We start from the raw sequence: 24,141 nt of genomic DNA, 5'->3' as shown, positions 1-24,141 counted from the left end.
TGCGCGCGGCGCCAGCAAGGCATCAAGCAGCCGTCCTCCGCGCGTGGCGCGCGCCGAGCGATGCGCACGGAGGCAGAGCCATGCCGCAGACCGGCGAGAAAGCCCATGCGATCATCGTCATGGGAGTAAGCGGCAGCGGCAAGACTACGGTCGGCGAGAAGGTGGCGGCAGCTCTTGGCCTGCCGTTCGTCGAGGGCGACAGGCTTCACCCCGCGTCGAATGTCGAGAAGATATCAAAGGGCATTCCGCTGACCGATGAGGATCGGATGCCCTGGCTGGATCTGATCGGGGAGACGATGAGGTCCTCGCTTGCGCGCCAGGAGGGCGTCGTCATCTCCTGCTCGGCGCTCAAGCGCGCTTATCGCGAGCGCCTGCGGCGTGCCGCCGGCGGAAATCTGTTCTTCATTTATTTGCAGGGATCCAAAGAGCTGCTCGCCAAACGCATAGGCGAGCGCAAGGGTCATTTTGCGCCGGCCTCGCTGCTCGAAAGCCAGCTCGCGACGGTCGAAGACCCGGTCGGAGAACCTGGTGTGGTGACGGTCGATATCGACGATACCGCCGAAGCGATTGCTGCAGCCGCGATCCTCGGGTTGTCGTCGCTAAGCCGCTAAGTTGTTGCACGCCGAGTGGTAGCCGTCCGCCCCCGCGTCAGGGATTGAACCGCTCAGGCCCATAGGCCGAGATATCGATCAGCGGCGTTTCGCCGGTCATGAGTTCGGCGAGCACGCGACCCGTGACGGGACCGAGCGTCAGGCCGTGATGGGCGTGGCCGAAGGCAAACCACAGGCCTTTGTGGCGCGGCGCCTTGCCGATGATGGGCATCATGTCGGGAGTGCAGGGGCGTGCGCCCATCCAGGGCTCGGGGTCGAGCCGCTCGCCGAGCGGGAAGGTCTCGCGGGCGACGGCTTCGGCGCGGTCGAGTTGCACCGGCGTCTTCGGTGCGTCGCGGGCTGCAAATTCGGCGCCCGTCGTCAAGCGGATGCCGCGCTTCATCGGCGCCAGGAAATAGCCGCGTTCGGCGTCGAGGGTCCAGTTGTTGAGGATAGCGTTGCCGGCAGGCGCGTAGTGCATGTGATAGCCGCGCTTGACGCCGAGCGGGAAGGCATAGCCGAGGCGGCGCGTTGCCTCCGAAGCCCATGGGCCAAGCGCGAGCACTGCCTCGTCCGCTTGCAGCGGGCCGTCGTCCGTCATCATCCGCCAGCCGGAACCGGCTTGCCCGAGCGTTGCCGCGTCGCCGGTCGCGAACCGCCCGCCAAGGCTCTCGAAGTAGCGGCGATAGGCGCTGGTCAGTCCGTGCGGATCGAGCACCGACCAGGGATCACGCCAGCGTAAGCCCCCTGAAAACGAGCCCTTGATGTGCGGCTCGAGCCGCGCGAGGTCGGCCGAGTTCAGCGCATCGAACGTCAGGCCGAATTCTCGCTTCAGGCGTTCGGCCTCGGCAAATTCCGCATCGCGCTTGGCGTTCGAGCGGAAGATTTCCATCCAGCCGTTCTTGCGGATCAGCTCCTCGGCGCCGGAAGCCTGGACGAGATCGTTATGTTCACTGATCGAATGTTGGATCAGTGGCGCATAGGCGCGCGCGATGATCTCATGCCGTTTGGTGTTGGAGTGCCACCAGTAGCGCGCGAGGAATGCGAGCTGTCCCGGCAGCGCGCGCAGGTGGTAGTGCGCATCGATGCGATTGTTGAAGGCGTAGCGGACAAGCACGCCGATCTGTTGCGGGAAGCCGTAGGGTACGACGCCCTCGCGCTGGATCAGGCCGGCATTGCCGAAGGAGGTTTCCTCACCGGGCAGTTTGCGGTCGACGAGGGTGACCTGGCGACCGCGCCGTTGAAGATGAATGGCCGTCGAGACGCCGACGATGCCGGCGCCGAGGACGATGACGTCTTTGGACATGCTTCTGCCTGGTGTGCACTTTTCGAAGGCCGGAAAATGCCCTTCAAATCTCTGGAATGCAAACGGGAAATGACTTTGTTCAGGCTTAAAGGACTATCGCGTCAAGGCGGCGTTCTCGGCACGGATGCGAACGTAAAGCACGATGGCGTTAAGCAGCGAAAAGGCGAGGGCGTAGAGCGGCAGCCCGAATGCTAACGGCAGGACGGCGATCTCGCCGATGACAATCGCATAGTTCGGGTGGCGCATGAAACGATAGGGGCCGGATAGGACGAGCGGCGCGCCGGGCAGGACGATGATGCGGGTCGTCCAGCGGCGCTTCAGCGTCGCCAGTACCCAGACGCGCAGGAGCTGCAACGCGACGAAGATGAGGCACCAGCCGAGGCTCACCGGCCGGCCGGGCGCCAACAGCCAGAGGCCCGCAAGCCAGATCGCGTGCAGCCCGACGACATACGGATAGTGGCTTGCGCCGGTCTCGTAAGCGCCGCGCGCCAGCAATGCCCGCGTATTGCGGCGCGCAAGCAACAATTCGCCGATCCGCTGCACCGTCACGAAAACAAGTACGGCAACGGCCGGGTCGAACATCATGCGGCCTTCTTCAGCGTAACGCAGCTCGCCGAGAAGCCCGGGCCGAGCGCGATCATCGCCGAGCGTGGGGGAAGGCCGGCCTGGATTGCGCGCTCCAGCACGAAAAGCACCGTCGGGGAGGACATGTTGCCATAGTCGGCGAGCACGCCTCGCTCGATGTCGAAGAAACCGGGCGCGAGCTCGAAGGCCGCCTCGAAGGCGGCAAGCACCTTCAATCCGCCGGGATGGCAGATGAAGCGATCGATATCGGTTATCCCAAGCCCGGCACGGTTGAGGATGGCGGTGATTGCCGGCTTGATGTTTTCCTGCGCGAAGGGCGGCAGGGACTGCTCGAGGATGATGCCGAAGCCGGTGTCGTCGATCTTCCATCCCATGATGCCGAGCGTATTTGGAAACAGGTGTTCGCCGGTCGATTCCACTTCCGCCAGGCCCTCGGCCCGGGTGCTGAGCACGCAGGCGCCAGCGCCGTCGCCGAAAAGCGCGGTGGCGATGATGTTCGGACGCGTCAGTTCGTCGAGCCGGAAGGCGAGCGAGCAAAGCTCGATCGACACGAAGAGCACGTTCGCTCCCGGGCGGCCGCGCGCCATGCGCGTGGCGATGCCGAAACCGGAAACGCCGGCAGCACAGCCTAGTCCGAAGACGGGCACGCGCTCGATGTCGGCGCGAAATCCCATGCGTTCGGCAAGGCGGGCATCGAGGCTCGGCGTCGTGATGCCGGTCGAGGAGACGGTGACGATGCAGTCGACGTCTCGGCCGGTCAGTCCGGCGCGGTCGAGCGCTGCCGATGCCGCCTCGACAAAAAGCGCGCTGGATACCTCGGCGTAGGCCTCCATGCGGTCCTGCCAACCGTGCGGTTCGGTGAACCAGGCAAGCGGACGGGCGGCATGGCGCTTGGTGATGCCGGCGTTCGCGAAGACGGACGCCAGATGCTTGAACTCGCGGTAGCGATGGGCAAAGAGCTTCGCTGCGGTCTCGCCGGCATCGGTTTGAAGGATGATATTCTCGGGCGTCGCCAGGGCGAGGCTCACGAGCTTGACGGTATCATTCGTCATGATTGTCCCTTGGAGAAAGATGCCGGGAAGGGGCGGCTATGAGCGGCATCGAGCTCTATTTCCTTGATTCTAGTACGGATTCGGATTTCAGCCGATCAGGCTCGAAATCTTCCGGCTCCAGGGCCTGATGACAGGCATCATGGCAAACACCTCGCCGACTGCGATTATTCGACGGAAGCCGGTCACGAAACGGTGATCGCGGCGGTGAGCCCGGCACCGAATAAATTCGTCGCCGGCGTGTTTTCTCCTCGCAACCATCCTTTGCGTAGGAGACATCGTCATGCCGATCCGCACTATCCGCTTTGCAACTTTCGCCCTCGGTGCCTGCCTGGTCGCCGCAACGACAGCTCCGGCCTTCGCGCTCGGCGGCAGCAGCGGCAGCGACAACGTGCCGACCTGCAAGAAAGGCGAGGTCTACGATCAGAAGTCGAAGAAATGCGTCAAGCAGCGCGGCGCCAGCATCTCGGACGAAAACCGCGCCGATTACGCCTACGCGCTTGCCAAGGCGCACCGCTATCAGGAAGCGCTCGACATGCTCGATACGATGACCAATCAAAACACCGCCGAGGCGTGGAACTATCGCGGCTACGCGACGCGCAAGCTCGGGCGAACGGATGAGGGCATTTCCTACTACCTGAAATCGGTCGATATGGATCCGAAATACGCGCGGGTGCGCGAATATCTCGGCGAGGCCTACGTCATCAAGGGCCAGATCGATCTCGCCAAGGAGCAACTGAACACGATCAAGTCGCTGTGCGGTACGACCTGCGAGGAATATCGCGACCTCAACGAGGCGATCGAAAATCCGTCGAAGATCTAGGGTGAGGCCAGGTCAGGCGCCGGCGGCATCAAGCCGGCGCCTTCGGATCAGCGTTGGAAAGGACGTCACGTGTCGGTCGCCCGTTTGACATTTACTGTCTATACTCGGGAGAAAGCGACAACGCCGGCGGTGCCGGCGCTGGATAGGCAGTCGATTGCCGCGGAGGGTGTCATCGCCAGCGAAGAGGATATCCGCAAAGGCCTGTCGCAACAGCTGGCACGGCTCTGGCGCTACGCCGTTGTCCTGTCGCGCCAGCGCGATGTCGCCGACGATCTGGTGCAGGCGACCTGCGTCAGGGCGTTGGAGCGCGCCGGGCAATATGAAGCCGGCACGAGGCTCGATCGCTGGCTGTTTTCCATCCTTCATTCAATCTGGCTGAACGAGGTCCGCTCGCGGCGGGTTCGCGAGGGACAAGGCTTCGTCGATGCCGACCAGACGCTGGTCGTCGACGGTGCCCGCCAGGCCGAGACGCACATCCTGGCTTCCCAGGTCCTCGAGCAGGTGCAGGCCTTGCCGGAAGCGCAGCGCAGCGCCGTTTTCCTCGCCTATGTCGAGGGGCTTTCCTATCGCGAGGTCGCCGCCGTGCTCGGCGTGCCGATCGGCACCGTCATGAGCCGGCTTGCGGCCGCCCGTGCAAAGCTGGCGGACGGAAGTGGGGCATCCGGTCACATGCGGCGCACGGATGGGGGGCAGACATGAGCGAGCGTGAGAACGACAAGCCTCTCAACGATGAAATGCTGGTCGCCTACATCGACGGCGAACTGAGCGACACCGAGCGTGCCGAGGTCGAAGCCGTGATCAATGGCGATAGGCGGGCCGCGGCGCGGCTCGATCATCTCGCCCGCAGCAGGCTGCCGTTCCGGGAGGCTTTCGAGCCGCTTCTTTCAGCGGCGCCCACCGAAAAGCTGGATCGGATGCTGTCTTCCATTCCGCCGGCAAGCGCTCCCAAAGCGGTCTTCGGACGGCGCGGTTTTCTCGCGGCCGCCGCCTTCGTGGTTGCGGGCATCGCGGTCGATCGCACCCTCATCGGTATTTCCAGCCGGCTCGCCAAACCGGACGAGAGCGCGGAGTGGCGCGCCGTGGTGGCGGAGTATCTCGCGCTTTATACGAGCGACACCTTGAGCGCGCCCGCCGGCGATCGAGCAGCGCAGGCGAAGGAGCTTTCGGTCGTCGGCGCGAAACTCGGCATGACGCTCACGCCCGAAACGGTCGCATTGCCGGGCGTCGATTTCCGGCGCGCGCAGGTGCTGCAGTATGACGGCAAGGCGCTCGCCCAGATCGTCTATCTCCACCCCGAAACCGGGCCGATGGCGCTTTGCATGGTCATGTCGGACGCGGGCGCCTCTCCTCCCGATGCGGAGCGGCGGCGCGGCATGAACGTCGTTTATTGGTCGAACGCGACCCATGCTTTCATGCTGATCGGCCATAGCCCCATTGACGAGTTGCAGACGCTCGCCGACCACGCTCGCGGTGTATTGCCGGCCTGAAATCACCTCAAGGTTGTTGACTTCAAAAAGAATTTGGCGAAAGCGCGTCATGCTGGTATCTTCGCGCCAACGGAAATCGAATGAGCGCCAGCAGCATGCCCTAGCGGCCTTGCGCGGCGTGATGGAAAAAGACACGTGGAAGACCCCGACAGCGGCGCCAAGCCGCAGACAGGCGGGGCGTCGGCGGCAGAGCGTGGGAAGGGAAAATCCTCCCGGCGTACAAGGCGTAAGCGTGGGGGCTCTTCCCGCGACATCGCCCATTCTGCGAGCCCGGGCCAGACCGGCAAGTCCGGTTCGGCTGTGCGCCCTCAGGAAAACGAAGCTGGCACGTCATCCGGCAAGCGAAAGCGTCGCCGGCGGTCCAACGCCGAGCGTGGTGTCCAGAAAATTCCCGGCCAACAGCCTTCGCAAAATCAGCCGCAGGCGGAATCCCAGGCTGCTGGAGACGGACGGCAGCAGGCCGGCTCGGGTGCGGCCAGGAGCGGCCGCAACCGCCGAAAGCACCGTGGTAAGCGCGGCTTGCAGGGGCGGCCTCTGGCGCACGAAAAGACGGTCCAGCTTCCGGCGGCGGCCGGACGGCCGTCCTCGGAACGCCCGGTTGCGGCTCCGGTCGACCAGCGCAGCGCGGAACGGCAACAGGGCGGCGAGCGCGGCCACGGCGCGCAGCGGAACGATCGCCCGTTTACTCCGTCGCAAAACAACGCTTCCCGCTTTGGGGCCTCTGAGCGCACCTATCCGCTCGACCTTTATGCGGCGCTCGATCTCGGCACGAACAATTGCCGCCTGCTGGTCGCGCAGCCGACACGGCCCGGCCAGTTCCGCGTCGTCGATGCCTTCTCGCGCATCGTTCGCCTCGGCGAGGGGCTCGGCGCAAACGGCAGGCTGTCGGACGAAGCGATGGATCGCGCCATCGAGGCGCTGCGGGTCTGCGCCGGCAAGCTCAAAAGCCGCGAGATCAGGCGCATGCGCCTGATTGCGACGGAGGCATGCCGAGCCGCCGAAAACGGCGAACATTTTCTGACCAGGGTGACGGCTGAAACGGGACTTGAGCTCGAGATCATCGACCGCGAGACGGAGGCAAGGCTTGCCGTGTCCGGTTGTTCGTCGCTCGTCGGTCCGGAAGCGCGCTCGGTCGTGCTTTTCGATATCGGCGGCGGCTCGTCCGAGATCGCGGTGATCCGCATCGGCGGCAATCGATCCAACCGTCTGGCCAATCATATCACCCACTGGACGTCGCTTCCGGTCGGCGTCGTCACGCTCTCGGAACGCCATGGCGGTCGCGACGTCAGCCCCGATGTCTTCGAGGCGATGATCTGCGAGGTGCAGGGCATGCTCGACCGCTTCGATTGCCCGCCGGTTGCCGCGAGCGAACCTGACAGCGACGATTTTCATCTGATCGGCACCTCGGGCACCGTCACCACCCTTGCCGGCGTCCATCTGGATCTGCCGCGCTATGATCGCCGCCGCGTCGACGGGGTGTGGCTGTCCGACGACGAGGTCAGCGCTATGCAGGCGAAGCTTCTGTCCTGGGATTTTGCCGGCCGGGCCGCAAACCCGTGTATCGGACCGGACCGAGCCGATCTGGTGCTGGCAGGCTGCGCCATCCTGGAGGCGATCCGCCGTCGCTGGCCGAGCCCGCGCATGCGCGTTGCCGACCGCGGCCTGCGCGAGGGGCTGCTGACCGACATGATGGCCGATGACGGCGTCTGGCGGCGAAACCGCTCGCGCCGCAACAATGTGCAGAAGTAAGCGAAGGGGCGCGAGATGACGAAACCGTCGATCGGGGGGAATCGCACCGGCCGCAAGCTAGGCCAGCGCGTCAAGAAGAAGAAGTTGAAAGCCTCCTCCAGACAGTGGCTCAACCGTCATATCAACGACCCCTATGTGCAGCGGGCGCAACTCGAGGGCTATAGGGCGCGTGCTGCCTTCAAGCTCCTGGAGATTGACGAGAAGCATCACATCCTGAAAGGCGCACGCCGCATCATCGATCTAGGCGCCGCTCCCGGCAGCTGGTCGCAAATTGCCGCCAAGGTTACCTCCTCCACGGAGGCGGACATCCGGGTCGCTGCCATCGACTTCCTGGAAATGGCGCCATTGCCCGGCGTGAAGATCCTCCAGCTCGACTTTCTTGAGCCGGAATCGCCCGGACGTCTGATGGAGGCAATCGGCGGCACGCCCGATCTCGTCTTATCGGACATGGCAGCCCCCACCACCGGCCACCATCGCACAGACCATCTGCGCACCATGCATCTCTGTGAAGTGGCCGCGCATTTTGCGATCGATGTGCTGGCAGAGGGTGGCCATTTCCTCGCCAAGACCTTCCAGGGTGGCACGGAAGCCGATCTGCTGACGCTGCTGAAGCAGAATTTCCGCCAGGTGGTGCATGTCAAGCCTGCCTCCTCGCGCGCCGAGTCGGTGGAAATGTTCTTGCTCGCCAAGGGCTTCAAAGGCCGTAAGACGGAAGTCGAAGCCTCCGAAGCTTGATTTGTCCGCTCATTCCGTCCGATGATGACGGGTCATCATCGGCTCGCGGCGTTTCCCATGCTCCTCTACATCACCCTCGGCACCAACGATCTTTTGCAGGCAGGGCGCTTTTACGACGCCGTCCTTCCGACGCTCGGCTATCGCCGGCAGCGCGAGGCGGAGGAGGAGATTGGCTACTCGGCGAATGGCGATACGCGTTGCCGCCTCTGGGTCGTGACGCCGGTCAACAAGCGCAGCGCGACGATCGGGAACGGCTCGATGGTGGCGCTTCAGGCCGAAAGCCGGGCGGATGTGGATGCATTCTACGCCGCCGCCCTTGCCAATGGTGGCACCGACGAAGGCGAGCCGGGCTTGCGCTCCTACCATGCCAGTTTCTACGCCGCCTATGTCCGCGATCCCGACGGCAACAAGATTTCCGCCGTCTGCGAGAAACCCGAATAGGGGCGGCCTATTCCGCTGCCGGTTCGCTCACTCCCTCGACCGATGCATCGCGCCTGCGCGGCCGGTGGCCGGAAACGACGGCACCGGCGTGGCGATCCATGCGGATGAAGGGGATGGTCGCGATGACCGTCAGCACCGAGATCACATAGAAGGCGATGTGGAAATCGACGACGCGGAGCTCCATGCCGCTGAAATAGGTCGAGGTTTCGAGAATGGCGGCTGCCACCGCGACACCGAGCGCCAGGCTGATCTGCTGCATGACGGAACTCATCGAGGTTGCCTGGCTCGCCTGACGGTCCTCGATGTCGGCGAAAGCGAGCGCGTTGACGCCGGTGAAGAAGAACGAGCGGGAGAAGCCGCCGATCAGAAGCACGCCGATGATGGCGAGATGAGGCGTCACTGGGGTAAAGAGGCCCGTGGTGATCGTTGTCAGCGTGGTCACCGCGGCAGCCGAAAGCAGCGCGGTCTTGAAGCCGACGGCGGCAAAGACGCGCTTGGCGATGAATTTGGTGGTGATGGCGCCGATCGCGCCGGCAAAGGTAATGAGGCCGGACTGGAACGGATTGAGCCCGAATCCGAGCTGCAGCATCAGCGGCGTGAGGAACGGCATGGCGCCGATGCAGATGCGAAACAGCGTGCCGCCGGTGACCGAGGCGCGAAAGGTCGGATTTTTAAGCAGCGTCAGATCGAGGATTGGCGCGGGATGGCGGCGCGCGTGGCGGACATAGGCGACGCCGCAGGCAACGCCGATCGCGACTGCGACGATACCGACCGCCGGTGGCAAAGCCGGCAGGCTGATCACCGACATGCCGAAGACGACGCCGGCCGCGGCAAAAGATGTCAGCAGGAAACCCGCGACATCGAGCTTTGGCGGCGCGGAGGCTTCCACCTCGGGCAGGAAGATTGTCGCGAGAGCCACCCCGGCAATGCCGACCGGGACGTTGATGAGAAAGATCCAGTGCCAGGAGAAATAGGTGGTGATGAAGCCGCCGAGCGGCGGACCGGCGAGCGGTCCGACGAGGGCAGGGATGCTCAGCAGCGCCATCGCCGAGACGAGATCGCTGCGCTTGGTGGTCCTGAGCAGGACTAGGCGTCCGACGGGGGTCATCATCGCGCCGCCCATGCCCTGCAGGAAGCGCGCGCCGACGAATTCAATAAGGCCGCCCGAGGCGGCGCACATGATCGAGCCTACGACGAAGACGCAGATCGCGAGCCGGAAGATCCGCTTGGCGCCGAAACGGTCCGCCATCCAGCCGCTGACGGGAATGAAGACCGCCAACGCCACCATATAGGCGGTCAGCGCCAGTTTCAGCGTGATCGGGCCGACATGAAGGTCGTTGGCGATGGCCGGCAACGCCGTCGCGATCACCGTCGAATCCATCTGCTCCATGAAGAGAGCGACGGCAAGAATGAGCGGAACAATGCGGTTCATCGGCGGGCCTTGGTGGATGCGAAGAAGAGGGCGCGGCGGCAATACCCGGTCTGTAGTCTTCAAATCCGCCGCTGCCAATCCCCGAAACAGGGTACAATCGCTTCCAGGATCACGTCTGCGTGAAACGGCGCGTCATCCGCTGCATCAGGCGATTTTGACATATGCTAAACGCATCTATCTGCTAAACGCATCGACCAGGATTCGCAGTCGCAAAGAGAAGATGGGGCGCTCCTCGTTCAGCGCCGGCATATGTTGATATTCCCGATACCGATCGGCTTTGCCGCCGTTGCCACGCTCAAGGAAAGTGAGACCATGACCACAGTGCTTCCCCAGATCAACCGTTTCAAGCTCGGTTCATACCAGTTCACCGTCGTTCGGGACGGCGCGAATGTTCTTGAAAAGCCGTGGGAGACCTTCGGTGTCGACCAGTCCCCGGAAACCGTGAAGGCTCGGCTTGCCGAGAATTTCCTGCCGACCGACCGGCTGGTCAACAGCTACTCGCCCGTGATCATCGAAACCGGGTCGGAGCTGATCGTCGTCGATGCGGGGATGGGTGCTCCCGGCCGCGAGCGGGGATCGGGGATGCTGATGGCGGGTCTCAAGGCCGCCGGCTACCAGCCGGATCGCGTGACCCTCGTGCTTCTGACGCATCTGCACCTCGACCATATCGGCGGCCTGATCGAAGATGGCGCGCCGGCCTTCCCGAACGCGCGTTACGCCACCGGCGAGGCCGAGTATGCCTTCTGGACCGACAAGGCCCGCGAGGGAACGCCGGCCGAGAGCGGTCACAAGCTGGTTCTTTCCAACGTTAAGCCTTTCGCGGAGCGGCTGACGCTTCTAAAGGACGGCGACCGCGCCACGGACGGCATCTCGGCGATTCTGGCGCCCGGCCACACGCCGGGACACATGGCCTTCCATGTTCGCTCGGGCGAAGCCCAGCTGATCATGACCGGCGACGCCTGCAATCACTACATACTTTCGCTCGAGGAGCCCGACTGGCAAGTGCGTTTCGATATGGACAAGGCCGCGGCGGCAAAGACCAGACGCATGCTTTTCGACAGGATCGCCACCGACCGCATCCCGTTCCTCGGATACCATATGCCCTTCCCGGCGGTGGGCTTCGTCGAGAAGAAGGGCGACGGCTTCCGCTACGTGCCGAAGACCTACCAGTTCGATCTCTAAGTCCGAGGCAGCCGGCCCTTGACAGAAAATCCGACGTCGACCTAGCGTTAAATATACGATGCCGGCTATCCGCTCCTCGGGAGCTTGAAAATGCGTGGAGTGGCCATTGCTATCGCGTTCACCTGCTGCGCCGCTCCGATCTCGGCGCAGACGCTCCACGACCGGTTCGACTCCGGCAGACTGAGCAAGTCGAAGTGGACGACGCAAGAGATCCTGCCGGGCCAGTTCGATTTCACCAAGCCCGGCCGTTGCGGCGCCTCGGCGATCGAGGTTGTGACGCGCGACGGAGACAACGGCGTCATGTGCGAGGACGACTGCCAGCGCGCCGAACTGCGAACCGCAAGAAAGACATGGCCGAGCTTCGGAGAGGAGATGTGGTACGCGTTCAGCTTCCGCATCTCAGGCGACGTGCCGTCCATGGGAAGCGGGCGCGCCGTCATCGGCCAGTGGAAGGGGCCGGGCGACCGTAGTCCGATGGTCGCCCAGCGCTTCGACAACGGGGTCTTTCACATAACAGTGCAGGACAACGACGTCAGACGCGTGGTTGCGACGGCCGATGGAGATCCCGACCGCGTCGTCTCGGCTCAGGACATGCTTTCGAAAATCAACCCCCATGACCAGCGTGCGGTCAGCGCCGTCAAGTCCCTGCAGGCGCTCGACATGATGACGAGGATGCAGCCTGGTCTTTCACGACAGTTTTTCAACCAGAAGCTCCTGGCGCTCCTGCAGCATGATCAGCAATCTGAAGAGACCAACAGCCTGTCGAGGGCGATGGGCGTCGAGAGCGTCCTGCTTGCCCACTTCGGCTCGCTGTACTTCCTCTCCGAGCCGGAAAAATATATCGGCGCGGCCGACATCGAAATCACGACGGAAAAGGACAATCGGCTCCCTGATCCGACCAAGGGGTGGGTCGACATGGTCTATCGCATCAAGCCCGGCCGCACCGACAACGAGTACGGTCCCCGCACGAAGGGCGAGGTCGATGTCTGGGCGAACGGACAGAAGATCGTATCCGTTCGCGGCAATATCGGCAGAACCCTGAGAAAGGACCGTCCGGTCGATCCGGTCGGACCATACTTCAAGTTCGGCACCTACAGGGTCCGTCTGCCCGGTACCTTCACGTTCCAATTCGACGAGTTTTCACAGGCGCCATCGCGGGAAGGGCTGGTGTCTTTTTGCCCCGTCCGTTGAGACGACATTCGGCGGCCGGTCGGCTTGTCAGCTTGCCGCGCCCGTCTCCACGACTTCGAAATCATGCGTGATCGTTGCGGTCTTGGCCATCATCGCCGATGCGGAGCAGTATTTCTCGAGCGACAAGGCGATGGCGCGMTCGACCTTCGCGATCGCCAGGTTATGCCCCTTGACCACGAAGTGCATGTGGATGCGCGTAAAGACCTTCGGGTCGCTTTCCGCGCGGTCCGCATCGAGTTCGACGACGCAGTCCTCGACCTTCTCGCGCCCCTTTTCCAGGATGTGAATGACGTCGAAGGCCGAGCAGCCTCCCGTGCCGATCAACACCAGTTCCATCGGGCTCGGCCCCGGCGAACGCCCGTCCGGCCCAAACGCTGTCCCGAGCACAACCTTGTGTCCGCTGCCGGACTCGCCGACGAAGGTCCTGTCCTCAACCCATTTGATGCGCGCTTTCATGAGATTCCGTCCTGTTGCTAGTCATTGGCGTTTTCGGTTCTTTCGCCGCGAACGCCGTCGCCACTTTTGCTATTCCCTTCCTGTCATAGACGTGTTACCAGCCCTCGCCAACTTCCTAGCAACTTTTGCAAGACCGCCCGGCGGATTCGTCCGGAGTGTTCCTGTTTTTTAAACCGAAGGAATTGGCGATGGCACGTATCATTGAGACGGCAACCGGGGCGGACGCCCTAACCTTCGACGACGTGCTCCTGCAGCCCGGGCACTCCGAAGTCATGCCCGGCCAGACGAATATCTCCACCCGCATCGCCCAGGACATCGAGCTCAACCTGCCGATCCTCTCCTCGGCCATGGATACGGTGACGGAAGGACGGCTCGCGATCGCCATGGCCCAGGCCGGCGGCCTCGGCGTCATTCATCGCAACCTTTCGCCGATCGAGCAGGCCGAGCAAGTTCATCAGGTCAAGAAGTTCGAAAGCGGCATGGTCGTCAACCCGGTAACGATCGGCCCCGAGGCCACGCTCGCAGACGCCCTCAGCCTCATGAAGCACTATTCCATCTCCGGTATTCCGGTGGTGGAGAACGGCGGCGGCCAGAAAAGCGGCCGCCTGGTCGGTATCCTCACCAACCGCGACGTACGCTTCGCCTCCGATCCGAACCAGAAGATCTACGAGCTGATGACGCGCGAAAACCTCGTCACGGTGAAGGAAAGCGTCGACCAGCAGGAAGCCAAGCGCCTGCTGCACACGCACCGCATCGAGAAGCTGCTGGTGGTCGACGGCGAGGGGCGCTGCGTCGGCCTGATCACCGTCAAGGACATCGAAAAGTCGCAGCTGAACCCGAACGCCTCGAAGGACGCGCAAGGCCGGCTTCGCGCAGCTGCCGCCATCAGCGTCGGTGACGACGGCTTCGAGCGTGCCGAGCGTCTCATCGCCGCCGGCGTCGACCTGCTGGTGGTCGACACCGCGCACGGCCATTCGCAGCGTGTGCTCGACGCCGTCACCCGCGTCAAGACGCTGTCGAACTCGGTGCGTATCATGGCCGGCAACGTCGCGACCGCCGACGGCACCAAGGCGTTGATCGACGCAGGCGCGGATGCCGTCAAGGTCGGCATCGGCCCCGGATCGATCTGCACGACGCGCATCGTCGCCGGCGTCGGGGTGCCGCAGCTCGCGGCGATCATGTCCGCGGTGGAAGCCGCCGAGAAGCAGAACATTCCGGTGATTGCCGATGGCGGTATCAAGTTCTCCGGCGATCTCGCGAAGGCGATCGCCGCCGGCGCCTCTGCCTGCATGATCGGCTCGTTGCTCGCGGGCACCGACGAGAGCCCGGGCGAGGTCTATCTCTACCAGGGGCGTTCCTTCAAGGCCTATCGGGGCATGGGCTCCGTCGGCGCCATGGCGCGCGGCTCCGCCGACCGCTATTTCCAGGCGGAAGTGCGCGATACGCTGAAGCTTGTGCCTGAGGGCATCGAGGGTCAGGTTCCCTATAAGGGTCCGGTCTCAGGCGTGCTGCACCAGCTTGGCGGTGGCCTCAAGGCGGCCATGGGCTATGTCGGCGGCAAGGACCTCAAGGAATTCCAGGAGCGCGCCACCTTCGTGCGCATCTCCGGCGCGGGCCTGCGCGAAAGCCACGCCCATGACGTCACCATCACCCGCGAAAGCCCGAACTATCCGGGCGGCGCGTAATGCATCGCGCCAGACCCTCGGCGGCCTTCGCCGTGGGTCTCGCACTCTTCTGCGCGGCGCTTTTCGCGTGGAGCTACATCGGTTTCGTCGTTCCGTTCCGCGCGGCAAGTGGCGGACGCGAGCTTTTGGATGCGCGGATGGCGGGCTATGACGCCAGCGACGTGATCGGCATGCTGCAATATCTGCGCGACCACCCCGATGCCGCCGCGATCCAGCGCGGCCTCTATCTCGGTCCCGAACTGATCCTGCCTGCAGCCGTCGCACTGCTTCTCATCGTGCTCTTGCGGTTTGTCGGTGTCGGGGGATCCGTCTTCGGCCGGCCGGTCCCGGCTATCGCGCTGGCCGCCATTTTCTTCCTGCCCGTGCTCTACGTCGTTGTCGACTACGCGGAGAATATTGCCGGGCTGATGCTCTTTCCGCCGGCGCTGCCTTCGGACGCCACGGTGTCGATGTTGGCGTCGGCGCTTCCCTTTCTGGTGCGGCTGAAGTTCGCAGCCTTGGCGATCACCGTCATTCTGCTGGTCCGTTCTCTGATTCTTCGCTACCTCTCCGGTCGCGGCGAACAGCCGCGCTGAGCGCTTCTCTTTCGCGCTCCGCCAAATCCAGGGAGTTTTCTGCGTGACCGGTTACGAAATGTTCTGGCCCATGGTGGCCCACGTGCTGCTTGTCTTCCTTCTTTACGGGCTGCTTGCGATGCGGCGCGCGGCAATCGTGAAGGCGGGCAAGGCGGATCGGTCGGTATTTCGCGAAAATCGAGACGAGCCCTCTGAAAGCCTGGTCGTGCGCAACAGCATCGCCAATCAGTTCGAGCTTCCGGTTCTCTTTTATGCCGTATCGATCGTGCTCTATGTCGCGCAAGCCGACAATCTGCTCGCCATGGTGCTCGCCTGGATCTTCGTCGCCTCTCGCTACGCCCATGCCTACGTGCATGTGACGATCAACCGGCTGAGCCTTCGCGGACCGCTGTTTCTCCTCGGCTTCCTGACGCTCGCGGCGATGTGGGCGTGGCTTGCCGTGTGGTTTGTTCTTTCCTGAGCCAGTCCGATCTTTCCCGGTAACAAAGTTGTGTTCATACGGTTGTGTTCGCTGACCTATCCTATTGTCGGGAGACCCGCAGAGGAGGCACGAGATGGACAAGCCCGCAATTACGCAAGCGATGATCGATGCTTATGACGAGTACACGCATCTGACCCTCGACCGGCGCGGTTTCATGGAAAAGCTGACGAAGCTCGCGGGTTCCGCGGGTGCGGCCGCCGCGATCGCGCCGCTGATCGGGGCCAGCAAGGCGAGCGCGGAAATGATCGCGGCCGACGACAAGCGGTTGAAAGCGGAGGTCGTTACCTATCCCGGCGGCGCCGGCGAAATGAAAGGCTATCTCGTGCGGCCGGTGGATGCGGCGGACAAGTTGCCGGCGGTCATCGTGGTCCACGAAAATCGCGGGCTGAATTCGCATATCCGCGATGTCGCCCGGCGGCTGGCGCTGGAGGGGTTCGTGGCCCTGGCGCCGGACTTTCTGTCGCCGCTCGGCGGCACCCCCGACGACGAGGACAAGGCGCGCGACCTGTTCAGCAAACTGGATGCGGCGGCGACTGTTGCCGATGCTCAGTCTAGTCTTGCCTATCTTTCAAAACTCGACGGTACGAATGGAAATGTCGGCATCATCGGCTTCTGCTGGGGTGGCGGTGTCGTCAATCGCTTTGCCACCAAATCCACGGACCTGAAGGCAGGCGTTGCCTACTACGGCGCCCAGCCGCCGCTGACCGACGTACCGGGCATCAAGGCCGCGTTGCTTCTGCACTACGCCGGGTTGGACGAGCGCATCAATGCCGGGATCGACGCCTATCGCGACGCTTTGGACGAAAACGACAAGACCTTCGAGATCTATGTCTATGACGGCGTCAATCACGCCTTCAACAACGATACGTCCGCCGCGCGCTACGACAAGAATGCGGCAGATCTCGCCTGGAAGCGCACGGTGGCGTTTCTGAAAAAATATCTGGCCTGAACGCCCCAATCGAGCGGGTCACGCCGCTGATGGCGCTTGGGCGACGGCGATGATCGCCTCGGCCAGCGCCTGCATGTCTCGGTCGCGCTGGCTGCTCCGCCGCCAGGCAAGCCCGATCCGGCGCGACGGCTGCGGGTCCGCGAAGGGCACGACGCGGATGGCGTTGCGGCTGGTTTCGCTGGCGATCGCCATTTCGGGAATGAGGGTCACGCCCATGTCGTGCGCGACCATCTGCAACAGCGTCGACATGGAGGTCGCCCCAAAATTGACGAGGCTGCGCTTGCCGGCGCCGCAGACCGCGAGTGCCTGGTCGCGCAGGCAATGGCCCTCTTCCAGGAGCAGCAGTCGGTCCAGATCCACTTCCATCTCCGTCATCGGCGAGGCGAGAATGTCGCCGTCGTTCTGCGCCGTTGCCATGAAGAAGCGGTCGGTGAAGAGCGTCCTTGTTTCCAGCCCTTCTGCGTCGAGCGGCAGGGCGGCAACGATAGCGTCGAGCCTTCCTTCGACGAGATCGGCCGTCAGCACGTCGGTCATCGCCTCCTTCAACTCGATCTCCATCGCAGGGTAGGATCGGCGCAGATGCGGAATGAGTTGGGGGACGAGGTAAGGGGCGACCGTCGGTATGATGCCGATCCGGACGAGACCCTCCAGCACGCTCCCGCCGCGGCGGGCGCTGCGCTCCAACCGCTCGACCTCTTCGAGCACGCGGCGGACATGCGCCAGCACCTCGGCGCCCTTCACCGTCAGAATGACGCCCGAGCGGCTACGCTCCACGAGTTTGGCGCCGAGGTAAGCTTCCATCTCCATGATCTGGGTCGACAGCGCCGGCTGGCTGATATGGGCAAGCTTGGCCGCGCGGCCGAAATGACGAGCGGAGGCGAGGGCCTCGAAGTAGCGCATCTGGCGAAGAGTGAGCATCGTGATTATTTTTTCCGAGCGAAATCCCGGGAAAATACGATCAGAAGTTATCGCCGGTCAATCGCGACAAATCACCAGCCAGGCATCACCTGACCCGCGCGCAACCTCGGATAGGTGCGGGCGAGGGTCTTTGCTTCCTGATCGAGATCATCGACGGCTGCCGGCGTGATATTGTCGAGGCAGGCGGTGATGTGGGCCGTGATGGCGTTCATCAGCGAAGCCGACACGCCCGGCCGACGCATGATCCCGATCTGCACCGGCGGCAGCGTCGGAAAACCGTCTGCCTTGCTCAAGACCTTCATCCCGGTGCGGAGCGCCGATTCGGGGACGACGGAGACTGCCATCCCTGCAAGGACGGCGGCCGCGACGACCGTGCATGACCAACTGGTGAAGAGGATCTGATATTCGCGGCCGACGGCGTCCAGCGCCGAACAGGCAAGCTGGCGCCATTGGCAGTCGCGCCGGCCCACGGCGAGCGGCACCGGTGCATCGTCGCGGATCGGATGGTTGGCCGACCCGACCCAGCACAGGGGCTCGGTGCGCACCACGTCGGAAATCCGCGCGCGCGGATTGTGTGTCACGAGCGCGATGTCGAGTTCGCCGCGATGCATGCGCTCGGCAAGGTCCACCGAGGGCTCGCAGACGATATAGAGTTCGACATTCGGGTGCGTCTTCGCAAACCGGCCGATGATTTCCGGCATGTAGCGGTCGGCATAGTCGTCGGGGGTACCGATGCGCAGCGTGCCTTCGAGGCGATTGTCGTCGAAGGCGGCAATCGCTTCGTTGTTGAGCCGGATGATGCGGCGCGCGTAGTTCAAAAGCTTTTCGCCCTCGGCGGTCAGCCGGTTGCCGCGTCCATCCTTGATGAAGAGCTGCTTTCCGACGCGTTCCTCGAGACGGCGCATCTGCATCGACACCGCCGATTGCGTCTTGAACACGCGGTCGGCCGCCTTGGTGAAGCTGCCGGAATCCACGATGGCGATGAAGGTCTGCAACTGGTCGATATCTAACGGCGCCGACATGGCATGCACCTATGAAAATGGTTGATGGTAAACATTAGAAACATTCGTTGGACTGATCAATAGCCCGTAGTAATCTTGGACCTGCAAATCAACGACAGCTCTTGGACAAACCCCCTGCTTGTCCGCCCCAGCGCTGCCGCGGTTCCTCCCAAGACCTCCCGGGGAGGGTGCGGTTTCCATGCGCGCGACGCCCTTGCTCCCGGATCGCCCCGTCCGGGAGAAGGCCGCGTCGTCTTGATGAAAGGATATCGCCATGAGCATGGCAGAACGGATATTCGGCATTTCATCGGCAACCTCGGCGTTGCCGTCGCGCCGTGAGCGCTTCTTCGCGGCCCTATCGTCGTTTCGGCGGGCCAGCTTCAATCGGCTCTCGATCAGCAGACTGCAGGATTGGGACGACGAGAGGCTGATGGACATCGGCTTGACGCGGTCCGACCTCGATACGGCATTCCGTACCTCGACCTTCTTCGAGGATCCCTCGTGCTACCTTTCCAACGCGGCCCGCAAGCGTGCGCGTCGCCTGAATTCGCTGCGGGACTGATCCCGCTCGCTACGTCTTTCCCCGCAGGGCGATAGCCAAAAACCCTGCCGCTTCCCGGTGTTCGGCTTGCCGACGCCGGGTTTTTTTTATGCAGCGGTCAATCGCCGCCTACTTCTTGGTCGGCGCCGCCGGTTTCGGGGGCGAAGCAGCGGGCTGCATATAGCTGTCGAAGATTGCTTCCATGTTCTTCTGGTAGTTCTTTTGCACCTCGAGGCCGCTGTCGAACATTGCGCTCATCATTTCGCTATAGGCGGTCATGTCGACGCCGGGGGTCGGTTTTTGCGCTTCCTCGACAGGCGGCTTGGCTTCGGCCGGCATCGGGAAGTTGCGCATCATGTCCTGGAATGCCTTCGCGAAAGGATTGTCCATGAAGGGATTGCCGGCCTGCTGGGTTTCGGCGGCCTTGCCGCCGAACATTTGGCCCATCGCCTGCGTGAACGGATTGTCGAAGAAGTTAGGCGTCTGCACCGGCTTCGGTGCAAAACCGATCGTTTCCAGCCAATTCTGCATCATGGCACCCATGGGGGTGCCGACAAACGGATTTGCGGCCGCCTTCATCTGCCCGGAAGTTTCCTTGAACAGCCCGCCCATCAGCGTGTCGGCCATGACCGGCAGCATCTGCTTGTAGATTTCCTGGCCGATGCCGGTCATCTGAGCGGCCTGCGCCGCTATCGCGCGGGAAACATCCTTGGAGCCGAACAGCTGCGCCAAGGCCTTGTTGCCGTCGGCGATGCCCTCGGGCGTAAACGCCTTCGTCATGTCTTCGAAATACTTGGCATAGGCGCCGGAGAAGATCGTCTGCATGACATTGGTGAACGCGCTCGGATCGGCAGCGCTGCGCTTGAAGGCGGAAGAGAAGGCCGGCATGAGGGCCGCCATCGCCTTGGTCGCCTGTTCCTGGGCCAGATTGAACTGCTTGGAGACCGCCTCCATCGCCGCACCGTTCTGCGCCTGCATCATCATGTCGAAGAGTGGCAGCATCGTAGTCCCTTTCCCGGAATGGCAAGCCGTATCGCTTCGCCACTATAGCCTGAAAAGGTCGCACGCAAACGGCTTTTTCATCGTTTCAATATGTTCGCGTGAACTAACCCATCGCGCGATCAGTATTGATATTCCTCGAAAACCGGCTCGACCGAGCCATTCCAGCGGCCGCGGTAAAGCATGAGCAGGTCGTCAGCGAGAGTGGCCTTCTTGGCCAGCACTTCTTCGAGCGGCGCAAGGAAGACGCTTTCGTCCTGGCCGTCGCCATTGAGGCGTCCGCGCGATTTCAATCCGTCGCGCGAAATGCCGACGACATCGCGGGCGATGTCCAGGAGCGGACGGCCCCGGAAATCCGCTTTCAGGCCTTCGACCGGCACTGCGTTTCTAAGCGTATCGACCTCGGCGAAGCCCCAATCCTTGGTCAGCCGGTCCGCGGCCTCGAGCGCCGCGTCGTCATAGAGAAGCCCCACCCAGAACGCCGGCAGCGCGCAGATACGCCGCCACGGACCGCCGTCGGCGCCGCGCATCTCGAGGAAGCGCTTCAGGCGCACGTCCGGAAAGAGCGTCGAGAGATGGTTGGTCCAGTCGCCCATGGTCGGCTCCCAGGCGGCAATCTCGCCCTTGAGCGCTCCGTTCATGAACTGGCGGAAGGTGACATGCGTACAGTCGTGATAGCGCCCGTCGCGCACGATGAAGTACATCGGCACGTCGAGCGCCCACGCGACATAGTCGCTGAAACCGAAATCTTCGCGGAAGGTGAAATCGAGAAGACCGGAACGGCGGTTGTCCGTGTCGCGCCAGATATCGCCACGCCAGGAGACAAGTCCGTTGGGCTTGCTTTCGGTGAAGGGCGAAGAGGCAAAGAGCGCGGTTGCGAGCGACTGCAGCTTCATCGACACCCGCATCTTGCGACGCATGTCGTCTTCCGAGGAGAAGTCGAGGTTCACCTGGATCGTGCAGGTGCGGTACATCATGTCGAGCCCCTTCGTGCCGACCTTCGGCATATAGCGGGTCATGATGTCGTAGCGCGACTTCGGCATGCGCGGCGTCTCGGCGAGCGTCCATTTCGGGCTGCCGCCGATGCCGAGGAAGCGGATACCCATCGGTTCGGCGATTTCACGCACGGTCGCGAGATGCTGGTTCGATTCCTTGCAGGTCTGATGGATGGTTTCGAGCGGCGCGCCCGAGAGCTCGAACTGACCGCCGGGCTCGATCGAGATGGCGCCCATGCCGGACGGCTCGGCAAGCCCGATGATGTGGCCGGCGTCGACGATTTCGTCCCAGCCGAGCTTGTCGCGCATGCCGGTCAAGAGAGCGGAGATGCTCGCATCGCCGAAATACGGCACGGGACTGTTGTCGGCGCGGAAGAACGCGAATTTCTCATGCTCGGTGCCGATGCGGAATCGCTCCGTCGGCTTGGCGCCTTCGGCGAGATAACCGGTCAGTTCCGAGACCGAAGAGAGCGGAGTCTGGTCGGTGGTGTCGCGCGCCATGGGAATACCTTAAATGCTAGGGACGGCCCGCGAAGATCGCAGCCCAACTGGTAGGGTGATTGACGCGGATTGAGGTACGGTGCAAGTGAATTTCTTTCAAGGGCGGTTCAAAAAAATAGGCCCTTGTGTGGCCTGATTGCCAGCCCTCAATTCCAGTCGCCGATTGCGGCCTGGATGATCGCCATCGCCGCGACCGCTGCCGTATCGGCGCGCAGGATGCGAGGGCCGAGCGGGATCGCGGTGACGAAATCGAGGCTTCGCAGCAGCTGGCGTTCGGCTTCCGAAAAACCGCCCTCCGGTCCGACCAGCAGTGCGAGCTTCCGCTCCTTGATGGTTTGCAAAATGGGCAGCGGGTTTTGTCCGGCGTCGCCCTCGTCGCAATAGATGATGTGGCGATCCCTGGGCCAGCGCTCGAGAAGATCGGCAAGCCTCTCGGGCTCGGCTACATCAGGAATGCTAAGAATGCCGCACTGCTCGGCCGCCTCGACGACATTTGACCTCAGCTTGTCGATATTGGTGATCTTGCCCTGCACGTGCTGCGTCATCACCGGCTGCAGAAGGCCGGCGCCCATCTCGACGGCCTTCTGCACCAGATAGTCGAGGCGGCCGACCTTGAGCGGGGCGAAGAGATAGTGAAGATCGGCCGGTGCTGGCTGGGGCCGCGTTTGTTCTGACGGCTTCAGCAGGATTCGCTTGCGGCTCGGAAAGGAGATGCTTGCCGCCCACTCGCCATCGCGGCCGTTGAAGACAAGGATGTCCGCGCCGTCGTCCAACCTGAGCACGTTGGCGAGATAGTTGAACTGGTCGGCATTAGCCTCGATGCCGACCCCGCCGACGATGTCGCTCGACACGAATAACCGCTGCATCCGGAAATTGGCGCGCATGCTCTACCCCTCACACAAAGAGCGCGACCATAGCCCAATAGACGATCGCCGCAAGCGTCGCCGAAACCGGCACCGTCACTATCCAGGCGGCGATGATGGTCATGAAATGCGAGCGCCGGACCAGCCGGCGGCGCCGGATCTCGTCGATGTTGCGCTCCTCCGGCTCCTCGATCTCCAGGTGCTCGGACTTGTGGCGCAGGTACGCAAGCCGTCGCTTTGAATGCGTGGTGTACCATTCACGGAAGAAGCCGACCCCGAAGACGGAGCCGACCGCCACATGCGTCGAGCTGACGGGCAGGCCGAGCGATGCGGCGACGATGACGGTCGAGGCCGCCGAGAGCGCCACGCAGTAGGCGCGCATGGGGTTGAGCTTGGTGATCTGCTCGCCGACGAGCCTGATCAGGCGCGGCCCGAAAAGTAGAAGGCCAACCGAGATGCCGCAAGCGCCAATCAACACCACCCACAAGGGAGCAGGGCCGCCCGGCGGCGCGACGAACTTCGATCCGCCGGCGCGCACGATCGCGGCCAGCGGACCGATGGCGTTTGCGACGTCGTTGGCACCGTGGGCGAACGAGAGGAGTGCCGCTGAACCGACCAGCGGCAGGCGAAAGAGCGTGCGCAGCGCGCTGTTCTTGTTGTCGAGACCCACCGATTGCCTGATGACCAGCGGCCGGGCGATCAGCCATGCCGCCAGCCCGACACCCAGGCCGATCAAGGCCTTGGCCGAGCCGGATAGGTTCTCCGCAGGCGTCGTCTGCACCAGAATATAGGTCGCGAAGATCCCGGCCATCACCCCCATCAGAACGGGAATCCAGTATTTGGCGCCGGCGATCTTGTCTTCGCGGTAGATGATGAAAGTCTTGATGAAGAAGAGGAAGAGCGCTGCCAGCGCGCCGGCGAGGATAGGCGTTACGACCCAGGCCGAGGAGATCGCCAGCATCACGTGCCAGTTCACGAGGCCCGGCCCTGAAGACGCGATCCCGGCTCCAACGACGGCGCCCACGATCGCATGCGTCGTCGAGACGGGAGCCTTCAGCCAAGTGGCAAGGTTGATCCAGATCGCGGCCGACAGCAACGCGGCCATCATCAGCCAGGTAAGCTTTCCGGTGTTGGCAGCCTCGGTGACGTCGACAATATGCGAGGAGACCGTGGCGATGACCGGCCCGCCGGCAATGGTGGCGCCGAGGATTTCGCAAATCGCGGCCATGACGAGGGCGCTTGGAATGGTGATCGCGCGGGCGCCGACGGCTGCGCCGACATTGTTGGCGACGTCCTTGGCGCCGATGTTGAGCGCCATATAGCCGGCGAGCGCCGTTGCGGCCACCGTCAGCGTCACGCGCGGGCGATCCAGCACGTAGAAGCCGGCGAAAAGCATGGCAAGCCCGAGGAAGATCAGGGCGATGCCGGGAGCGACGAGTGGGCGGGTGACATAGCGGATCGTGTCCTCGACATGGGTGAGCTTGTCGAGGTCCTTGTCGAGCGTAGGCTTCGTCAGTCGCGCCGGCCGATCAGGCATTCCATTCCTTCTGTCGCGAATCCCGCGCCCTCGCAGATCGAGCGGTGAGCGCGCTGCCGCACAATTCATT

The 24,141-nt window shown here is 63.3% G+C and carries 25 protein-coding genes; 14 read left to right on the top strand and 11 right to left on the bottom strand.

Annotated features, from left to right (window positions below; translation table 11 throughout):
* The first annotated feature begins 80 nt into the window (after positions 1 to 80).
* The gene (locus AB4048_RS08355) at positions 81 to 611 is read left to right on the top strand and encodes a gluconokinase (RefSeq protein ID WP_442201464.1); all 531 of its coding nucleotides are present in this window, start codon (positions 81 to 83) and stop codon (positions 609 to 611) included.
* A gap of 37 nt (positions 612 to 648) precedes the next feature.
* Here the strand turns inward: AB4048_RS08355 and AB4048_RS08350 are convergent, their stop codons facing one another.
* The 3 genes from AB4048_RS08350 to AB4048_RS08340 all read right to left on the bottom strand — a co-directional run bounded on the left by AB4048_RS08350 (position 649) and on the right by AB4048_RS08340 (position 3,533).
* Complete coding sequence (locus AB4048_RS08350) at positions 649 to 1,896, bottom strand: NAD(P)/FAD-dependent oxidoreductase (RefSeq protein ID WP_442201463.1); 1,248 nt, start codon at positions 1,894 to 1,896, stop codon at positions 649 to 651.
* A gap of 93 nt (positions 1,897 to 1,989) precedes the next feature.
* On the bottom strand, positions 1,990 to 2,478 hold the full coding sequence (locus AB4048_RS08345) for an isoprenylcysteine carboxyl methyltransferase family protein (RefSeq protein ID WP_442201488.1): 489 nt from the start codon (positions 2,476 to 2,478) through the stop codon (positions 1,990 to 1,992).
* Positions 2,478 to 3,533: a type III polyketide synthase gene (locus AB4048_RS08340; RefSeq protein WP_442201462.1), complete on the bottom strand. Its 1,056-nt coding sequence runs from the start codon at positions 3,531 to 3,533 to the stop codon at positions 2,478 to 2,480. The genes AB4048_RS08345 and AB4048_RS08340 overlap by 1 nt, the downstream gene beginning before the upstream one ends.
* 280 nt (positions 3,534 to 3,813) lie before the next feature.
* On the opposite strand from AB4048_RS08340, the gene AB4048_RS08335 reads away from it, so the two are divergent.
* The 6 genes from AB4048_RS08335 (at position 3,814) to AB4048_RS08310 (ending at position 8,765) form a co-directional block, all read left to right on the top strand.
* Positions 3,814 to 4,353, top strand: a complete 540-nt coding sequence (locus AB4048_RS08335) for a tetratricopeptide repeat protein (protein WP_442201461.1) — start codon at positions 3,814 to 3,816, stop codon at positions 4,351 to 4,353.
* A gap of 69 nt (positions 4,354 to 4,422) precedes the next feature.
* Positions 4,423 to 5,052, top strand: coding sequence for an RNA polymerase sigma factor (locus AB4048_RS08330; RefSeq protein ID WP_442201460.1), 630 nt, complete (start codon positions 4,423 to 4,425; stop codon positions 5,050 to 5,052).
* A complete protein-coding gene (locus AB4048_RS08325; RefSeq protein ID WP_442201459.1) occupies positions 5,049 to 5,840 on the top strand; it encodes an anti-sigma factor family protein in 792 nt (263 codons plus the stop codon). The genes AB4048_RS08330 and AB4048_RS08325 overlap by 4 nt, the downstream gene beginning before the upstream one ends.
* 135 nt (positions 5,841 to 5,975) lie before the next feature.
* Positions 5,976 to 7,589, top strand: coding sequence for a Ppx/GppA phosphatase family protein (locus AB4048_RS08320; RefSeq protein ID WP_442201458.1), 1,614 nt, complete (start codon positions 5,976 to 5,978; stop codon positions 7,587 to 7,589).
* 15 nt (positions 7,590 to 7,604) lie between these two features.
* Positions 7,605 to 8,324, top strand: a complete 720-nt coding sequence (locus AB4048_RS08315; RefSeq protein ID WP_442201457.1) for an RlmE family RNA methyltransferase — start codon at positions 7,605 to 7,607, stop codon at positions 8,322 to 8,324.
* Between the two features lie 57 nt (positions 8,325 to 8,381).
* On the top strand, positions 8,382 to 8,765 hold the full coding sequence (locus tag AB4048_RS08310; protein WP_442201456.1) for a VOC family protein: 384 nt from the start codon (positions 8,382 to 8,384) through the stop codon (positions 8,763 to 8,765).
* A 7-nt stretch (positions 8,766 to 8,772) separates the two neighbouring features.
* On the opposite strand, the gene AB4048_RS08305 is transcribed toward AB4048_RS08310, so the two are convergent.
* Positions 8,773 to 10,197, bottom strand: coding sequence for an MFS transporter (locus AB4048_RS08305; RefSeq protein ID WP_442201455.1), 1,425 nt, complete (start codon positions 10,195 to 10,197; stop codon positions 8,773 to 8,775).
* Positions 10,198 to 10,446: 249 nt separating this feature from the next.
* Between AB4048_RS08305 and AB4048_RS08300 the strand changes: the two genes are divergently transcribed.
* Together AB4048_RS08300 and AB4048_RS08295 are read left to right on the top strand one after the other, a co-directional pair.
* On the top strand, positions 10,447 to 11,379 hold the full coding sequence (locus AB4048_RS08300; protein WP_442201454.1) for an MBL fold metallo-hydrolase: 933 nt from the start codon (positions 10,447 to 10,449) through the stop codon (positions 11,377 to 11,379).
* Positions 11,380 to 11,469: 90 nt separating this feature from the next.
* The gene (locus tag AB4048_RS08295; protein ID WP_442201453.1) at positions 11,470 to 12,570 is read left to right on the top strand and encodes a heparin lyase I family protein; all 1,101 of its coding nucleotides are present in this window, start codon (positions 11,470 to 11,472) and stop codon (positions 12,568 to 12,570) included.
* A gap of 27 nt (positions 12,571 to 12,597) precedes the next feature.
* Here AB4048_RS08295 and AB4048_RS08290 read toward each other — a convergent pair whose 3' ends face one another.
* The gene (locus AB4048_RS08290; RefSeq protein WP_442201452.1) at positions 12,598 to 13,026 is read right to left on the bottom strand and encodes an OsmC family protein; all 429 of its coding nucleotides are present in this window, start codon (positions 13,024 to 13,026) and stop codon (positions 12,598 to 12,600) included.
* A 188-nt stretch (positions 13,027 to 13,214) separates the two neighbouring features.
* On the opposite strand from AB4048_RS08290, the gene guaB reads away from it, so the two are divergent.
* The 4 genes from guaB to AB4048_RS08270 all read left to right on the top strand — a co-directional run bounded on the left by guaB (position 13,215) and on the right by AB4048_RS08270 (position 16,716).
* Positions 13,215 to 14,711 carry an IMP dehydrogenase gene (guaB, locus tag AB4048_RS08285; protein ID WP_442201451.1) on the top strand — a complete coding sequence of 499 codons (1,497 nt, stop codon included), beginning with the start codon at positions 13,215 to 13,217 and terminating at the stop codon, positions 14,709 to 14,711.
* Positions 14,711 to 15,286 carry a hypothetical protein gene (locus AB4048_RS08280; protein WP_442201450.1) on the top strand — a complete coding sequence of 192 codons (576 nt, stop codon included), beginning with the start codon at positions 14,711 to 14,713 and terminating at the stop codon, positions 15,284 to 15,286. Before guaB ends, AB4048_RS08280 begins: the two co-directional genes overlap by 1 nt.
* A 43-nt stretch (positions 15,287 to 15,329) precedes the next feature.
* Positions 15,330 to 15,746, top strand: a complete 417-nt coding sequence (locus tag AB4048_RS08275; RefSeq protein WP_442201449.1) for an MAPEG family protein — start codon at positions 15,330 to 15,332, stop codon at positions 15,744 to 15,746.
* Positions 15,747 to 15,840: 94 nt separating this feature from the next.
* A complete protein-coding gene (locus AB4048_RS08270) occupies positions 15,841 to 16,716 on the top strand; it encodes a dienelactone hydrolase family protein (RefSeq protein WP_442201448.1) in 876 nt (291 codons plus the stop codon).
* 18 nt (positions 16,717 to 16,734) lie between these two features.
* Here the strand turns inward: AB4048_RS08270 and AB4048_RS08265 are convergent, their stop codons facing one another.
* A complete protein-coding gene (locus AB4048_RS08265) occupies positions 16,735 to 17,634 on the bottom strand; it encodes a LysR substrate-binding domain-containing protein (RefSeq protein ID WP_442201447.1) in 900 nt (299 codons plus the stop codon).
* Between the two features lie 71 nt (positions 17,635 to 17,705).
* The gene (locus AB4048_RS08260) at positions 17,706 to 18,656 is read right to left on the bottom strand and encodes a LysR substrate-binding domain-containing protein (protein ID WP_442201446.1); all 951 of its coding nucleotides are present in this window, start codon (positions 18,654 to 18,656) and stop codon (positions 17,706 to 17,708) included.
* 253 nt (positions 18,657 to 18,909) lie between these two features.
* Here AB4048_RS08260 and AB4048_RS08255 point away from each other — a divergent pair, with 253 nt between their 5' ends.
* Complete coding sequence (locus AB4048_RS08255; protein ID WP_442201445.1) at positions 18,910 to 19,197, top strand: DUF1127 domain-containing protein; 288 nt, start codon at positions 18,910 to 18,912, stop codon at positions 19,195 to 19,197.
* 108 nt (positions 19,198 to 19,305) lie between these two features.
* On the opposite strand, the gene AB4048_RS08250 is transcribed toward AB4048_RS08255, so the two are convergent.
* The 4 genes from AB4048_RS08250 to AB4048_RS08235 all read right to left on the bottom strand — a co-directional run bounded on the left by AB4048_RS08250 (position 19,306) and on the right by AB4048_RS08235 (position 24,071).
* Positions 19,306 to 20,178, bottom strand: coding sequence for a DUF937 domain-containing protein (locus AB4048_RS08250; protein ID WP_442201444.1), 873 nt, complete (start codon positions 20,176 to 20,178; stop codon positions 19,306 to 19,308).
* Positions 20,179 to 20,297: 119 nt separating this feature from the next.
* Positions 20,298 to 21,671 carry a glutamate--cysteine ligase gene (locus AB4048_RS08245; RefSeq protein WP_442201443.1) on the bottom strand — a complete coding sequence of 458 codons (1,374 nt, stop codon included), beginning with the start codon at positions 21,669 to 21,671 and terminating at the stop codon, positions 20,298 to 20,300.
* Positions 21,672 to 21,817: 146 nt separating this feature from the next.
* Positions 21,818 to 22,555 (bottom strand): 16S rRNA (uracil(1498)-N(3))-methyltransferase, encoded by a 738-nt coding sequence (locus AB4048_RS08240; RefSeq protein WP_442201442.1) that lies wholly within the window; start codon positions 22,553 to 22,555, stop codon positions 21,818 to 21,820.
* 10 nt (positions 22,556 to 22,565) lie between these two features.
* On the bottom strand, positions 22,566 to 24,071 hold the full coding sequence (locus AB4048_RS08235) for an inorganic phosphate transporter (RefSeq protein ID WP_442201441.1): 1,506 nt from the start codon (positions 24,069 to 24,071) through the stop codon (positions 22,566 to 22,568).
* Positions 24,072 to 24,141 lie beyond the last annotated feature (70 nt).

Origin of the sequence: Rhizobium sp. RAF56 (genome assembly GCF_052113965.1) — a bacterium.
Lineage (GTDB): Bacteria > Pseudomonadota > Alphaproteobacteria > Rhizobiales > Rhizobiaceae > Rhizobium.
This window is presented reverse-complemented; position numbering and strand designations above follow the sequence as displayed.

Excerpts from the sequence above, each read along its gene's own strand:
- AB4048_RS08280 (WP_442201450.1), top strand. The coding sequence starts at position 14,711 with ATGCATCGCGCCAGACCCTCGGCGGCCTTCGCCGTGGGTCTCGCACTC.
- AB4048_RS08235 (WP_442201441.1), bottom strand. The coding sequence starts at position 24,071 with ATGCCTGATCGGCCGGCGCGACTGACGAAGCCTACGCTCGACAAGGAC.
- AB4048_RS08255 (WP_442201445.1), top strand. The coding sequence starts at position 18,910 with ATGAGCATGGCAGAACGGATATTCGGCATTTCATCGGCAACCTCGGCG.
- AB4048_RS08355 (WP_442201464.1), top strand. The coding sequence starts at position 81 with ATGCCGCAGACCGGCGAGAAAGCCCATGCGATCATCGTCATGGGAGTA.
- AB4048_RS08270 (WP_442201448.1), top strand. The coding sequence starts at position 15,841 with ATGGACAAGCCCGCAATTACGCAAGCGATGATCGATGCTTATGACGAG.
- AB4048_RS08260 (WP_442201446.1), bottom strand. The coding sequence starts at position 18,656 with ATGTCGGCGCCGTTAGATATCGACCAGTTGCAGACCTTCATCGCCATC.
- AB4048_RS08295 (WP_442201453.1), top strand. The coding sequence starts at position 11,470 with ATGCGTGGAGTGGCCATTGCTATCGCGTTCACCTGCTGCGCCGCTCCG.
- AB4048_RS08335 (WP_442201461.1), top strand. The coding sequence starts at position 3,814 with ATGCCGATCCGCACTATCCGCTTTGCAACTTTCGCCCTCGGTGCCTGC.
- AB4048_RS08240 (WP_442201442.1), bottom strand. The coding sequence starts at position 22,555 with ATGCGCGCCAATTTCCGGATGCAGCGGTTATTCGTGTCGAGCGACATC.
- AB4048_RS08310 (WP_442201456.1), top strand. The coding sequence starts at position 8,382 with ATGCTCCTCTACATCACCCTCGGCACCAACGATCTTTTGCAGGCAGGG.
- AB4048_RS08305 (WP_442201455.1), bottom strand. The coding sequence starts at position 10,197 with ATGAACCGCATTGTTCCGCTCATTCTTGCCGTCGCTCTCTTCATGGAG.
- AB4048_RS08350 (WP_442201463.1), bottom strand. The coding sequence starts at position 1,896 with ATGTCCAAAGACGTCATCGTCCTCGGCGCCGGCATCGTCGGCGTCTCG.
- AB4048_RS08345 (WP_442201488.1), bottom strand. The coding sequence starts at position 2,478 with ATGTTCGACCCGGCCGTTGCCGTACTTGTTTTCGTGACGGTGCAGCGG.
- AB4048_RS08340 (WP_442201462.1), bottom strand. The coding sequence starts at position 3,533 with ATGACGAATGATACCGTCAAGCTCGTGAGCCTCGCCCTGGCGACGCCC.
- guaB (WP_442201451.1), top strand. The coding sequence starts at position 13,215 with ATGGCACGTATCATTGAGACGGCAACCGGGGCGGACGCCCTAACCTTC.
- AB4048_RS08250 (WP_442201444.1), bottom strand. The coding sequence starts at position 20,178 with ATGCTGCCACTCTTCGACATGATGATGCAGGCGCAGAACGGTGCGGCG.
- AB4048_RS08300 (WP_442201454.1), top strand. The coding sequence starts at position 10,447 with ATGTTGATATTCCCGATACCGATCGGCTTTGCCGCCGTTGCCACGCTC.
- AB4048_RS08325 (WP_442201459.1), top strand. The coding sequence starts at position 5,049 with ATGAGCGAGCGTGAGAACGACAAGCCTCTCAACGATGAAATGCTGGTC.
- AB4048_RS08315 (WP_442201457.1), top strand. The coding sequence starts at position 7,605 with ATGACGAAACCGTCGATCGGGGGGAATCGCACCGGCCGCAAGCTAGGC.
- AB4048_RS08245 (WP_442201443.1), bottom strand. The coding sequence starts at position 21,671 with ATGGCGCGCGACACCACCGACCAGACTCCGCTCTCTTCGGTCTCGGAA.
- AB4048_RS08265 (WP_442201447.1), bottom strand. The coding sequence starts at position 17,634 with ATGCTCACTCTTCGCCAGATGCGCTACTTCGAGGCCCTCGCCTCCGCT.